Here is a 13,796-nt window from a genome sequence, read left to right as displayed (position 1 = left end):
CCTCGCTCTCCCGTGAGCGTGTCGTACGGCCTCTGCGTACTCGGGCGGCGGACTCATCGGGTAACGGGCCATTCATCGGAATGGGAAATACCGTAACGCCTCAGAAACAATTCCCCCTTACCGGTTCGCCTTGCCTTGAAACAATGGTGTTGTCACCACTTGTCCCGGTCAGCAGGCAGTTCTTCACCTGAAAGATTTTCAAGGCAAATCTGCCCCGCCAGGTTATCGCTGCCGTCAGGGGATGGGTTCAGGTTCTTTCACGAAGGAAACACCTATGGATGCCCAACGTGTTCCGGAGTCCTCTTCGCAGGCTCATGGCGCTCAGATAGTTATCGAAGAAAAATCTGTAAATCCCTCTATCACCAACCGGCAGGTTCTCCTGCGGTACCAAACGCAGATTTTTATGCTGAGCTGGCTGGTATACGCCGCTTATTATTTCCCGCGGAACGCGTTCTCCGCGGCGAAAGTCGGCATCTTGGAGGAGGGTGTCATCAGCCGCGCGGGCCCGGGCATCCTCGATTCCGTCTACCTCGCCGCGTACGCCGTGGGACAGTTCGTCTGGGGTGCAGTGGCGGAGAAATACGGGCAGCGCGTGGTGATCGCGGGCGGCATGGTCATGGCGATGGTCGCCGCGGTGCTCATGGGAGTCATCCCCGCGCTGTCGCTCTTCCTGCCCCTGATGATCGTTCAGGGCCTGGGGCAGTCAACGGGCTGGTCCGCGCTGAGCAAGAACATGGCCACGTTCTTCACGATCTCCAAGCGGGGCCGGGCCATGGGTTTCTTCTCCACCAGCTATGCGTTCGGCGGGCTCGTGGCCGTTCCCGTCATGGGATGGGTCGCCTACACGCTCTTCGACAACTGGCGGTGGGCATTCTTCACGGGCGCGATGGTCATGCTGGTCGTGTTCTTGATCTTCCTGGTTCTCCAGAAGAATCGGCCGGAGGACGTGGGGCTGCCGGGTATCGACGAGGATCCGAAGAAGTTCGACGACGACTACGTCAAGGGGCACGCAGCGGCGCAGGCCCGGGAACTCGAGGCTCCCCGGGAGAAGTTCCGGCTCAGCGACCTGCTGGCGGCTGCGCGGCACGACCCCATGGTCCTTCGGCTCGGCATCATCTACTTCATGATCAAGCCTGCCCGGTACGCCATCCTGCTGTGGGGCCCCGTCCTGGTGCTCGACGCCGTGCCCGGGGTGGACAACATGACGGCGATCCTGGTGCCCGTCACATTCGGGCTGGCGGGCGTCATCGCCCCCGTCGTCATCGGCTGGATTTCGGATACGGTCTTCAAGGCGCGGCGGATGCCGCCCTGCGTGCTCAGCCTTCTCGTCCTGTGCGTTGCGCTGGCCTTGTGGCAGCCGGCCGCCTCCCTCGGCTCCGTCTGGGTCATTGCCGTTCTGCTCGGCGTGGTGGGCTTCACCGCATATGCAGCCGACTCCATGGTTTCCGGGGTGGCCGCTATCGACTTCGGCACCAGCAAACATGCCGCCGGCGCCGCCGGATTCATTAACGGGTGCGGATCCGTGGGGTCCATCCTGGGCGGCCTGCTGCCCGGACTGATGGCGGCCACGGGTGTCTTCTACACCTTCGCCGGAACGGCGTTGATCGCAGCGGTTCTGCTGATCCCCGCTTGGAACCGCCGTCCGGTGGCCGTATGAGACAACCGGAGGTGCCCGGGTGGAGGCCGCAGCGAGCGCGGAACGCGTTATGAATTCGCTGCGGTCTCCGCGCCGTCGTTAGTGGGCGGGTTATCTGAATCGTCGGCCGAATTCCTTGATCGGGAGGACGCGGCGTGCACAGTTTCTTCATGGGAGAAACCCTCCCGGAATGCGGCCACCCAATTATCAGGTGATAGAGACCTCCGTAGGCCCCGGTGGATGCGCCCGCGGGGTCCTGCCGCCGCTGCCCGCGACGATGGAGCAGGCTCAGCCGTTGAAGGGCTCATGGTCCGGCCGGCGCGTCATACCGTCAGCAGGCTGCTGAGGAGGAAGCATGCTGTGGCGTCTACCTGGATGGGGCCATCCGCGGGCGCGCGCCGAGCTCCGGGACCGGCTCGGCGGCCAGCGCCGCTCGCCCTATTGATGTGTCGAGTTTCACTCCCACGAATTTGGGTGTTCACGGTGCCAAGATCTAAGTGGTTCTATACCGTTGTCCTCGGGAAATCCGCGAATATCTGAGATCGCGTGACCGGGCTGGGAAATCGTTGTCCCAGCCGACTCAGGGGGCGGCCTAGGCCTGTTCCGCAGGATGGAAGCAACGCCGCGGCACGTGGGGACGTGCCGGAGCGGGTAGGGGGAACGGCGTGGCAACGTCTATATCTGCCGAGGAACGGGAGCCAGGCTCTCGTGGCCTCCATCGGCGCCGGGTATTGCACGTCGTAGAGGCATTCGGCGGGGGAGTGGCGGCAGCGGTCCGCGACTACGTCCGGGCCTTGCCGGAATGCGAGCACCATCTCGTCTGCCGCCTGCGCCCCGAGGCCGGCACCCTCGAATCCGGGTGGGCGGATGAGTTCACCTCGATCCACCGGATCGATGCCGGCCACATAGCCGGTCACATAGGAGCCACCAGGTTCGTCAGGGACACGATCCTGCGGCTGCAGCCGGACGTCGTGCACGCCCACAGCAGCTACGCCGGGGTCTGGGCGCGCGCGGCATCGAAAAGGACCGCCAACGTGCGATATGTCTACACCCCTCATGCCTGGGCCTTCGACCGCGAGGACAAATCGGCAGGGGAACGCCGCGCCTACCGCGCCGTGGAACGTCTCCTGAGCAGCCGGACCGATGTCCTGGCGGGGTGCTCCCGTGCGGAGAACCTGGAGGCGCGGAAATGGAGTGCCAGGATCCGGACGGTCTACGTGCCCAACGTCGCGCCCGAGCCCCACGAGGAGGTGGCCGGCGTTCCGATCCAGCCCTGGACGGATCCGCGCGGCCCTTTGCTGGTGGGATCCGGCAGGCTGACCCTGCAGAAAGACCCCGTGTGGTTCGCGGAGGCCGTGACCGCGTTGCGAGCGTCGGGGCACGCGGTCCGGGCATTGTGGGTCGGCGGGGGAGACGACCGCCTGCAGGCGGGCCTGGAGCGACAGGGCATAGAGGTGACGGGATGGGTCGGGCCCTCGACGGTGCTTCGGCGGCTCGCCGCGGCAGACCTCTACCTCCATACCGCTCGCTGGGAGGGGTTCCCGATCACCGTCCTGGAGGCGGCTCGCCTGGGCCGGCCCATGGCCGTCCGGGCCATTCGCGCCTTCGACGGCATCGGCATGCCCCTGGTCCTCCAGGAACCCGAGGACCTGGTCCGGAACTGGCACCGCCTGCACGATGTGCAGGCACGTCACACCATGGTCGCGGAACAGCACGCAGCCCTGTGGGAGAACAGCCGGGCCATGCAACGCGAGCGGCTGGCTGAAGCCTATGATCTCGAGCTGCTGTCCACGGGCGCGCTCGCCATCGACCTGATAGCTCCGGAAGGTCAGGAACGCCGATGAGAGCACTGCCCGCACAGCCACCGGCGAGGGAACGACCGGCCGGAGCACGGGACGAGCGAGGAGAAACGGGAATGATCAAGGGCCTGCCCACATGGATCGGCAGCGGTTCCGAGGCCGTCCTGGCCTGGATCCACACTCCGGAGGACGCCGGAACCCGGGGCGCCCGAGGGATCGTCGTGGTCGCCTCCCCTGCCGGCCGGGAGCAGGCGCTCTCGGCGCTCGCGGTACGCCGCCTGTGCATACTGCTTGCCCGCGAGGGGTATGTCGCCGTCCGTTTCACCTGGCGTGGCAGCGGCGATTCACAGCCGCTGGCCTCCCATGACGACGCGGTCAAGGTCTGGCAGAGCGACGTTCGTTCGGTCACCGCCGGCGCCAAGGCCCTCCTGGCCGCGGATGATCTCCCCGTCTTCGCCGTCGGATACCGCACGGGTGCCGCAGTCCTCGGGTCCATGGCCGAGGACTTCGACGCGGTTGTGTCCTGGGAGCCAGTGGCAGGGAAGACCTTCGTGAGGCAATGGTCCCGGTTGCGCCACACGGTGGTACCGCACGTACCCTCCACCGAGGGCCAGGTCGACCTGCTCGGAATGGCCCTGACGGAGGCCCAGGCGGAGCAGTTCAGCGCGCTGGCCGTGCCCGAGCCCTCCGAGACCCTCGTCGAGGTCAGAGAGGCCGAGAAACGCCGGGCCAAGGCCATGTACGGCGTGGAGCCCTTCGAGACGCGCCTGCACGATGACGTCCTCGGCCTCGTCGTCGACGCTCTGCCCGCACCGGACGCCCAGCCGCTCGACGTGCGGATCCGCCCTGTCCTGCAGAACAGCTGGACCGACGACCGGGGGCAGACGCTCCACGAGCGGCTGGTGGAGGTCGGTGCCGATCGTCGTGCGGGCGTGGTGACCTGGCGTGACCAGGAGGGTTCGCCGGGCGGGTTCGATCAGGCTCACGGCCTGCTGGTGTCCGGGGGCGGTCCTGACGGACGGGTGGGAAGCGGGGAATGGCCCCACATCGCCCGTGCGCTGGCCTCGGACGGGATCGTGACCCTCCGGGTCGACCGGCCGCTCGTCGGTGATTCCACGCCGGTAGAGGCTCTGCGAGCGACCAACTCCTACACCCTGCGCAGCGCGACCAGCTTCCGGGAGTCGACGGCATGGCTGCGTGAGGCCGGGTGCACCACCATCAGCGCCTCCTTCCTGTGCGCCTCGGCCTGGGCGGCCTGTCTCGGTGAAGTTCGCGGCGCCCCGGTCGATGCGAGCACCATCGTGCTCGTCGGGCACGCCGAGTGGAAGATGAGCGAAGAGCTGTGGGCGGAGGTCCGGGAGACCTATGACGCGGATGCGCCTCGCGGTGCCATGCCCGTGACCAACCGGGCTGCCAGGGACTCCTCCGCTCCGGTGCGGCCCGAGACCGAGATCCGGGGCGGTCTGCCCGGTCTCGGGGACCGGGTGCGGTGGATCAATGAACTGGCGCGTACCGGCGGTAAGGCCGGGCTCAAGAACTGGGCCCGGGAACAAGCCGTGAGTGCTGTTCGCACGCGCCTGCCCTACCCGCTCTGGCGGGCCGGCGGGCGCATGAGAGTCATGGAGACCCCCGAACGGGTGCTGGAGCCCATGACCCGGCACGCCCGGGTGGTGGTGCTCAACGGACCCGACGACCTGCCCCGCTGGGAGAAGACACAGGGGGACCGGGCGGTAGAGCGCTTGTCCGCGGCCGGGCGGCAGATCACCTCGATCGCCAGCGACCGGCTGGATCATTCGGTGCTCACCTCCACGGGATGCCGGACCGTCCTGGAGACCCTGCGAGCGGCGCTGCTGCCCGGACGGGACGAGACCCTGCTCACGGCAGCACGCAAGGAACCCCCGAATCATGCGTCACAGGGACGAGAGTCCTGAGTGTCCCCGAACCTGATGACGCCCTGCCGGATGCCGGAACACGGTGGCAGGTGCTTACCATCCTCCTCGGGCTCCTTGTCGGAGGGGGTCGGCCGGTAGGGGAGCCGGCCGCTCACAAGACCAACGCCCTGATGGCACCGGACACGGCGATCCGTCCATTCGATCGGGCACCCGCTGGCACATGGACAGCGATCACCTAGGAGGTTCTCCTGCGCATGACGAAACACGACCAGCAGAAAGAGCACGCCACCGGAGCCGATACCAGTGCCTCACGCCTGGGACAGAACATCCTGTGGAACTACCTGTCCGGATTCACCTCCATCTTCGGGCTCCTGCTGCTCTACCCGCTGGCCGTGTCGATCGTGGGGGCCAGTTCCTACGGCTTGTGGGTGCTGGCCATCGGCGCCATCCAGATGCTGACCATGACCGATTTCGGCCTCGGCGCCGGAATCGTCCGCACCCTGACCGGCATCCCGGACCATGAGGACTACCAGCGTGAACGGCGCATGTTCGTCACTGCTGCCCTGCTGGTGTTCCTGATCCTGGCCGCTGTGCTGACGGCTCTGTACATGGTGGTCTTCCCCCTCTACCTGCAGACGGTCACCATCGCGGAGCAGGATCAGCAGATCCTGTGGCCTCTGACCGTCATGGCGGGGGTGACTCTCTTCCTCTCCCTGCTGGGCCGTGGCATGAACTCCGTGCTGTGGGGCCTGAACAGGCCCGACGTCGAGCGGAAAGCCGCCGTCATCGCCATCCTCGGCCGTGCCGCGGGCTACGGCGTCGTGGCCGTCACGGACACCGGGCTGCTCGGCATCGTGATCGTGGAATGCGCGTCCCTGATGCTTCCGCCGGTGGTGTGCATGATCGCCGTCGCGCGTCGTTTCAGGGCCCCCGTCGTCGGCGAAGGGCTGTGGCGTGATCACGGCAAGCCGCTGATCAAGCTGTCCTCCGTCATGTCCATCGGTGCCCTATCGCAGCTCGCCATCTATCAGCTGCCGTTGTTCCTGGTGGGCCCCACCCTGGGACTGCACGCCACCACGGCCTTCGGTGCGATCATGCGCGTCTATCAGTCCTGCCGCCTGGTGGTCTCCTGGATCGCCCTGCCCTACGGGTACCCCATGAGGATTGCGACGCCGAGCAGATCCGCCCGGATCCTCAAGAACTGCCTGACCCTTACGTTCGGTATCGGCCTGCTCATGTCCGTCGCCGTGGCCTCGATCCCTCAGGAACTCATGACGGCGTGGATGGGCGACGACTTCGCCTTCGCGGCATTGGCGCTGGCCATGCTGGCCTTCGGCATCATGGCCGAGGCGATCACCCAGCCGGCGAACCTGGTCATGAACCTCCGCGGATCGCCCATGCGCGCTTCCATCCTGAGCCTGACCGTCCTGGTGCTGACCCTCCCGTCCGTTTGGCTTGCGACTGCCACGGGGAGTATCGCCCTCGTGGCCCTGGCCACGGTGCTGCCCGGCTTCCTGCTCTCGGGCGTCCAGATGTATCTGGCCGACAAGGACGTCTCCTACGGGATCGAGCGCAAGGACCTCGGCAGATGGGGGGTCATGGCGGGGGGCGCGGCGCTCTATGCGGGAGTCGCGCTGATCGTGGCCCATTTCCTGCCCGCCTGGCCCACGATCCTCATCGTGGGTGCGGGCCTGGCCCTGATGGCCTTCCGGATGATCAAGCTGGTGCGGGCCGATGGAGCGGTGGTGGCGGAGATGAGCGAGGAGAACTCAGAGGCCCTCGTGGCAGAGCGCGAGGCCGACCGGGCGGTCATCCGAGAGGCCGGAGACCCTGAACAACCCGAGAGGGCCTGACCGGCGCGCGTGCCGCGGTACGTCGCCGGAGACGATCGCATGACGACGTGCGCAGTCGCAGGCCCGGCCGGATGCCTCAGGAGCGGACGAGATCCCGGTAGATCGTCATGTACCGCTGCGTGGCGCGGTCGATGTCGAAATCCCGGTGGGAGAGCTCCCAGGACTTCATGCGGATGGCCTCGACCTCGTCGACCGGCCGATCCAGGAACCAGCTGATGGCCGCGGCCAGAGCGTCCGGATCGTGGGGAGCGACGGCCAGGCGCTCGTCCACCGTCATGAAAGCGGCGTCGCCGGCGCGCGTCGTGATCACCGGCAATCCCTCGCTGATCGCTTCCAGGCCGGCCATGGGCAGGGCCTCGTTGTAGCTGGCGAACACCAGAGCCGCGGCCCCGCGCATCCTCCGCCGCACGTCGGTGATGGTCCCGGCGAACTCCACGACGTCGTCCAGCCCCAGTTCGGCACGCCACGCCGTGAGGTGCTCGTTCGACTCGTCCGCACCGTGACCGGCGCACAGCAGCCTGGCCTGCGGATGGTCGGCGTGAACACGCGCCATGGCCTCCAGGAGATTCCGGTGGTCCTTGGGAGGGGCGAAACGGGCGAGGTGCAGGAGCTGCTGGCCCCCGGGGTTCGGCGCCGGGGAGTCGGTCACCGTGGTGCCGTTGAAGATCACGGGCATTCGTCCGGGCCGGAAGGTGTAGCCGAACTCCGCCGTGATGTTCCGTGCCGACGGCGAGCAGGCCACCATCTGATCCATGCGGAAAGATAGCGCTCCGGCGGCTCTCCACGCGGCATGGGCCACCCTGCTCGACGAGGCGTCCTCGCTGGCGTGCTGCGTGGAGATCCGGGGACGCCCATGCGGGGTGATGGCGTTGACGAGATCGGACTGGTGCAAGTGCGAGTGCACGACGTCGATCCTGTGCTTGCGCACCAGGCGCAACAGGTGCGCTACGGCTCGGGCCGGAACAACCTCCCGGCGGGACATGCCGACATAGTCCACCGACGTCGCCGCGGCCTCCAGGCGGTCGCTCAGGCCGCCCCGCCCCAGCAGCACCAGGATCCGGACCTCGTCGTGGGACCCGCGGCGCCGGGCGAGTGCCTCGATGAGGGTCTGGGCCCCACCCGTATCGGCATCGTTAACCACGTGCAGGATGCGCATGCTTCTCCTTGAGAGCGTCGAGATCCCGGTCATGACGGGCCTCGATCTCCTGGACGGTGGGGATCCGGCGGCGTTCGGGGACCGGTTTCTCAGGCCAGTGCCGCGTCAGCTCCAGGCCGAGGCATACTCCGGCGCCGCCCCAGAGCCAGAACGCGTTGTCGTAGGTGATGGTGCCGCCTGCGATCACGCCCCAGACGAATACGTGCAGGACGCCGTAGAACAACGGCACCCGGCCACCGGAACGCAGCAGCAGGAGGGCCAGGAACAGGAAGGCGGCGCCGCCTACGAGGACTCCGTTCTCCGCCACCATGCGTCCCGTCACCGAGAAGATGTCCACGATCGGGTTGTAGTGGGTGAAGGTCTCCGTCGGCATCTTCCCCGCCATGAACTCCTCGTTCACGCGTCCGCGCCCCATGCCTCCCCAGAAGGCCCCTGGGCTCTCGAGCAGGTGCTTGATCACCGCCTGGATGGAGGAGCCGCGGTCCGCCCAGGACCAGTTGAAGGAGGTGGAGCGTTCTTCGAGCACGCTGTCCGCCACCAGGTAGGCGCCCACGATGGCCGCGGGAACGCCCAGGACCCCGATCCAGGCCCTGCGCAGGGCCAAGGGCAGCACGATGGCCATGACCACGGCGCCCAGCACGAAGATCGCCGAGCCGGAGCCGCTCACCGCGGTGGCCCAGACGGAGAGTCCGATCGCGGCCCAGTCCCGGATGCCGGGGGAGAGCCTGTAGTGGCGGAGAAGGATGATGAGCACCATGGCCATCAGGGTGACGGTGCCGACCATGAAGGAGGTCTCGGGGAAGAACCCGAACGGCCTGCGTACATAGGTCAGGAAGGTCTCCTGGAACGGCAGCAGGTTCGCGTACCCCGGCAGCTCGTAGAGCCGGGGCAACGGCACGGTTCCCAGCCTGTCGATGAAGATGTGCTTCTGCACCACCGCGTACCCCGCGGAACCGATCAGCGCCCAGGACAGCCATGGGATCGTGCGACGGCGCAGGAAGATCACCGCCGCCGCCGCTCCCGGCAGGGCCAGCGTTGCCATGACCCAGGTGACCACCGGCACGAGCTGCAGGGGAGTGGGGTCGTAGAACATCCGGATGAACGCCGAGAAGAACGGAATGGCGGCGAAGAGCACCGCGACGACCATCAGGGGGATGTACCTGATGCAGCGCAGGAGCAGCAACGCTGCGACGAACGATGAGATCGGGACGTTCGTATTGCCGCCCAGGGCGATCCCCGCGTAGGGGAATGCGGACAGGAGGATCAGCAGACCGGCGAGAGCCCGGTCCACGACGGTGCCGGGTAGCCCGGCCTCAGGTCCTTGGGGCGTCTTGGCGTGACGCGGTCCGCGCAGCCACCGTGAGTCCGGCTGCGGCGAAGGCGGCGTATCCGACCACGGAGTCGATGAGCTCGGCATCTCAGTCCTCTTTCCTCCGTATGCCCCACGTCCGTACGGCCCACGACCTCCGGTCCTCCCGGCGGGTGCCGAGCACCGCTTCCACCGTGGCCTCCCAGTCCGAGTGGCCGGACGGCGCGATCGCCCCGCGGGGGGCGGAGGCCGCGGCGCGGTCGAACCCTTCACGCATGGCCTGGGCGAAGGCATCGACGTCGTGGACATCGCCGTACAGGATGTTCCGGTAGTCGCCGGCCTGCTCCCTGAGGGAGGTCAGGTCGGAGGCCACGATCGCCAGGTCGGAGGCCAAGGCCTTGGCCAGGACGCCCGACTGCGCATCGAAGTGCGTGTACGGCAGTACGACGACGGCGGCTTCCTCGAGGAGCCGGGTGAATTCCGAGCGCTCCAGGAAGCGCGCCAGGATATTGACGCAGCCGGTCTGCTGGGCACGCTGGTGCAGCAGCCTGCCCAGCTCGGGGCTCTCGGGACGACCCGCCACCAGCATCGGCACCTGGGCCCGGCCCGCAGCGTCGATGGCGAGTTCCACCCCCTTGTTGGCCCTCAGCTCACCGAGCACCAGAGCGTAGGGCTCTCGGGTCAGGTCCTCGAGGTCTTCTCGTGCACCGCCTCGCATCGAGTCCGTCTCCGTGACGGGTTCGGCGGGAACGTCCACCGGAACCGACTCCGCGGTGGCCGCTTCGTCGATGCGCGTGGAGGTGGGCAGAGTGACCGCCGTCAGGTCCCCGGCAACGAACGATCCGGCGGTGCGCTTCTGGTCCTCGCCGTGCACGATGACCCGGTCGCAGCCGCGGGCGGCGCCCAGCTCCAGGTAGCGCAGGACGCGTTCACGCAGGGAGGCCGCGGCGCCGTCGTCGTGATGCGGTTTGACATTGTGCAGGAACAACGCGAGTCGCTGTTGCCGGCCGGCGGTGAGGACACGGGGCCACGGATACTTACTGGAATCGAGCGCCAGCACGGTGTCGGGTCCGGCCAGGCGGCTCAGGCGGTGGATCTGGGTGTGCTCGCGTACCAGGTCCAGGACCTGCAGGCCCTGACGGAGCGGCCCGAATCCCGAGGTGCGGCGCGGGGGGATGGATTCCACGATCTTCAGTCCCGCCACCTCGGGGCGGCCCAGGTAGGCGTCGGCCCCGGGGCGGGAGAGCAGCACGACCTGCTCGACGCGGGGATCCGCGGCGAGTGCCATCGCAGTGTCCGCCGCGTGCTCGATCTGCCCGCCGTACTCGGTGGGACAGACCACGAGCACACGCGTCTTGGAGCCGGTGCTCATGGCGGTTTCCTCCGGTGCGCTCAGGCCTCGGCCCGGCGTGCGCTTCCGGCGCGCGCCAGGACGATCAGCAAGCCGACGACCAGCCCGACCACAGCGCCCACGAGGAGATTCAGGGGAACCGAGGGCGCGGCGGGGTCCTCGGGGACAACGGCTTCCTGCATGATGCTCAGCTGCACCGGTGACGAGTCGCTGTCCGATGCGCCCTCCAGCTCGGCGGAGGCCCGCACCAGGGATTCGGCCGTGGCGGCCGTGATGTCGGCCGCGCGCTGCGCATCGCCATCGGTGCCGGTCACGGTGATCACGGCGGTATTGGGCGAGTTGGTCACGGTGACGTCCTCGGCCAGAGCGGAGGCGTCGACGTCGCCCCCGATCTCCTCGGCCACCGGGTCCAGAACTCGCGAGGACGTGCCGATCGCGGCGTAGGAAGCCGCCCGGGCCTGCGCGAACTGCTCACCCATCTGCAGGTCCTGGACGGTCGTGGACTCCGAGACGTTCACGAAGATGGTGGACTGAGCCTCGTAGGATTTCGGCAGGATCAGGGCTGAGCCGAGACCGAGTACGAGACCCACCGCCGTGGCGATCAGGACAGTCATCCAGAGACGGCGCAGAGCCTTCAGATAACGCGTAAGCGTCACGGTGGTTCCCCTTCAATCAACAAACCCGATATGCCCGCACTCGGGAAGCCCGGGCCATACGACGGCCTCTTGGATCGCCGTCGTATGCAGGCAGCAAGATCGTCCAGGAATCCCCATCCTTGGAAGTGCTGCCGCGCTTGGTGACCTTACATGGCTTCTACTGCAAACGGTTGGAGTCCCGGGACAATGAGACCCATTACACGCGCAGATGTGGGGACATCCGCCGATCCTGGTCACCGGCCCTGGTCAGAGGGGATCTCGGTAGACTCACGCTGTCCGAGGGGTGGCAGCGCGGTTCGAGAACGATCCGGCGCGCTGCGGCGGTGTGGATACCCGCCGGATCCGTGCTGAAGGTCATCTGCAAACGGTCATTGGACGATCGCTGGCCGAACGGTCACTGAGGGGAGACAAGAAGTATGTCCGAGCGTTCTGAGTCCGCGGAGGGTACCCCTTCGCCTCGTCCGATGGACGAGGCCCCCGGGGAGGGGCGGGATGTTCCCGACCGCGACCCGGTGCACTCCGTATCCGCCGATGCTGATACCGGCAACGACGGCGATCACCCTCTGGTGTCCGTCGTGGTGCCCGTCTACAACAGCCGGGTCAGCGTGGGGGAGACGATCTCGTCGTTGCTCCGTCAGACCTGGCCGCGCCTCGAGATCGTCGTGGTGGACGACGGCTCCCCCGACAACGCCATGGACCTGGTGGAGGTCTACGCCGGGATGGAATTGCCCGGCCGGGAGTTCGTGGTCGTCTCGCAGCCGAACGGCGGTGTGGCCTCCGCGCGCAATCACGGCCTGCGCCGGTCCACGGGCGACTGGGTCCTGTTCCTGGACTCCGACGACGCATACCTGCCCGGCGCCATCACGCACATGATGGCCGAACGGGAGAGGCTCGGCGACGGGAAATGGCTGATCGTGCCGAACGCGGTCGAGGTGACGGGCGGAGGGCTGGACACCTCCCGCCCTCTTGCTCGCGAGCCCATGCCCGCGCCGAACCGGCAGCGCGAAGTGATCCTTCAGTACAACTTCGGCTCCATGACCTCGCTCTTCCCTCGGGCGTTCTTCCAGGAGGTCGGGGACTTCGACGAGACCATGGCGTTCGTGGAGGACTGGGAGTTCTGGATCCGGGCGGTGTATTCAGGATGGCGCTTCCACCGGACGGAGAAGGTTCTGTGCCTGGTCTGGTGGACGGCGGGATCCATGATGTCCAACCGGGAGGCCATGGACGCGGGTGAAGACGAGGCCTTGCGCCGCAACCTCGCCCGCTTCCGCGACGAGATGACCCCGGACGAGATCGCTTTCGTGGAGCGGCGCCTGGAAGTGGGCTCCCCGCAGGGCCTGCTGCGCCAGATGGCCGATAACCTGCGGTCGGGTGATCTCGATGCGGCCAAGCGGCAACTCGACGCTGCTGCCAGCGTGCTGCCCGCGCAGAAACGGGTGGTGCTCAAACAGCGGATCTCCCGGCTGCCCGGCGGTATGAAGTGGTTGCAGAGACGTCAGAGCACCATCGACGGCTATGTGGACTACGACCCGTCCCTGGGGCGGTAGGCAGGACGACGAGATCCGGGCCGTCTCCGAGATCGGCTGCGTCTTACCTAGTTGAGTCTTACCTAGTTGCGCGTATGAGCTAGACCTCGGGTTGCGTTGGATGCCTGCCTGACACCACGTCTGACGGCCCCACACGATCGTCTACCGACCTCTTTAGAAGGGCGGTGGGTCCTCGGCGGAGGGGCCTGGTGCCTTTTCGACTGTCTGTCTCCGATCATGGGCGTGATCCGCGGGTCCTGGCTGAAGTGCATGGCCGGTGAGCCACGTGGTGGTGATCGGGGTGGCGGCCCCGGGCACAGTGCGGCGCACAGTCCCGGTGGGTGAGGTCCATTCCAGCACCCCGGCAGGGGCTCGCTGGTCAGCAGGGTGCTGCTGACCGCTGACCCCTCGGGCTGAGGTGTTCTCCGGGATCGTGGTGAAAGGTTCTGCGGTGTGGGGGTTGATGTGTCTGACCTGCCAAGCACCCAAAGCGGTGGCTTCGTGTTTGACCCGATGGTGATGCCGACACAAATGCGCCAGATTCGTGCTCGCGGTGGTTCCTCCGGTGGCCCAGGGGATGGTGTGGTCCACATCGCAGCCGGTGGCGTTGCGGCGGCA

The 13,796-nt window shown here is 67.3% G+C and carries 10 protein-coding genes; 5 read left to right on the top strand and 5 right to left on the bottom strand.

Annotated elements, in window-relative coordinates; translation table 11 throughout:
- Window positions 1-241 precede the first annotated feature (241 nt).
- The 4 genes from FCK90_RS13645 (at window position 242) to FCK90_RS13630 (ending at window position 7,180) form a co-directional block, all read left to right on the top strand.
- On the top strand, window positions 242-1,657 hold the full coding sequence (locus FCK90_RS13645) for an MFS transporter (RefSeq protein WP_343029902.1): 1,416 nt from the start codon (window positions 242-244) through the stop codon (window positions 1,655-1,657).
- Between the two features lie 710 nt (window positions 1,658-2,367).
- Window positions 2,368-3,480, top strand: a complete 1,113-nt coding sequence (locus FCK90_RS13640) for a glycosyltransferase (RefSeq protein WP_246180400.1) — start codon at window positions 2,368-2,370, stop codon at window positions 3,478-3,480.
- Between the two features lie 71 nt (window positions 3,481-3,551).
- Window positions 3,552-5,366 (top strand): alpha/beta hydrolase family protein, encoded by a 1,815-nt coding sequence (locus FCK90_RS13635; RefSeq protein ID WP_158034859.1) that lies wholly within the window; start codon window positions 3,552-3,554, stop codon window positions 5,364-5,366.
- 215 nt (window positions 5,367-5,581) lie between these two features.
- Window positions 5,582-7,180: a lipopolysaccharide biosynthesis protein gene (locus FCK90_RS13630; RefSeq protein ID WP_158034858.1), complete on the top strand. Its 1,599-nt coding sequence runs from the start codon at window positions 5,582-5,584 to the stop codon at window positions 7,178-7,180.
- 76 nt (window positions 7,181-7,256) lie between these two features.
- Here FCK90_RS13630 and FCK90_RS13625 read toward each other — a convergent pair whose 3' ends face one another.
- The 4 genes from FCK90_RS13625 to FCK90_RS13610 are packed head-to-tail and all read right to left on the bottom strand — an operon-like array spanning window position 7,257 to window position 11,652.
- On the bottom strand, window positions 7,257-8,336 hold the full coding sequence (locus tag FCK90_RS13625) for a glycosyltransferase (protein ID WP_158034857.1): 1,080 nt from the start codon (window positions 8,334-8,336) through the stop codon (window positions 7,257-7,259).
- Window positions 8,314-9,753, bottom strand: a complete 1,440-nt coding sequence (locus FCK90_RS13620; protein ID WP_158034856.1) for a hypothetical protein — start codon at window positions 9,751-9,753, stop codon at window positions 8,314-8,316. Before FCK90_RS13620 ends, FCK90_RS13625 begins: the two co-directional genes overlap by 23 nt.
- A gap of 1 nt (window position 9,754) precedes the next feature.
- The gene (locus tag FCK90_RS13615; RefSeq protein WP_158034855.1) at window positions 9,755-11,017 is read right to left on the bottom strand and encodes a glycosyltransferase; all 1,263 of its coding nucleotides are present in this window, start codon (window positions 11,015-11,017) and stop codon (window positions 9,755-9,757) included.
- 20 nt (window positions 11,018-11,037) lie between these two features.
- Window positions 11,038-11,652, bottom strand: coding sequence for a YveK family protein (locus FCK90_RS13610; RefSeq protein WP_158034854.1), 615 nt, complete (start codon window positions 11,650-11,652; stop codon window positions 11,038-11,040).
- A 464-nt stretch (window positions 11,653-12,116) separates the two neighbouring features.
- On the opposite strand from FCK90_RS13610, the gene FCK90_RS13605 reads away from it, so the two are divergent.
- Window positions 12,117-13,199 carry a glycosyltransferase family 2 protein gene (locus FCK90_RS13605; protein WP_181954325.1) on the top strand — a complete coding sequence of 361 codons (1,083 nt, stop codon included), beginning with the start codon at window positions 12,117-12,119 and terminating at the stop codon, window positions 13,197-13,199.
- Window positions 13,200-13,352: 153 nt separating this feature from the next.
- Here FCK90_RS13605 and FCK90_RS13600 read toward each other — a convergent pair whose 3' ends face one another.
- Window positions 13,353-13,769: an HNH endonuclease gene (locus FCK90_RS13600; protein WP_246180411.1), complete on the bottom strand. Its 417-nt coding sequence runs from the start codon at window positions 13,767-13,769 to the stop codon at window positions 13,353-13,355.
- Window positions 13,770-13,796 lie beyond the last annotated feature (27 nt).

Origin of the sequence: Kocuria coralli, from assembly GCF_008831305.1 — a bacterium.
Taxonomy (GTDB): domain Bacteria; phylum Actinomycetota; class Actinomycetes; order Actinomycetales; family Micrococcaceae; genus Kocuria; species Kocuria coralli.
This window is presented reverse-complemented; position numbering and strand designations above follow the sequence as displayed.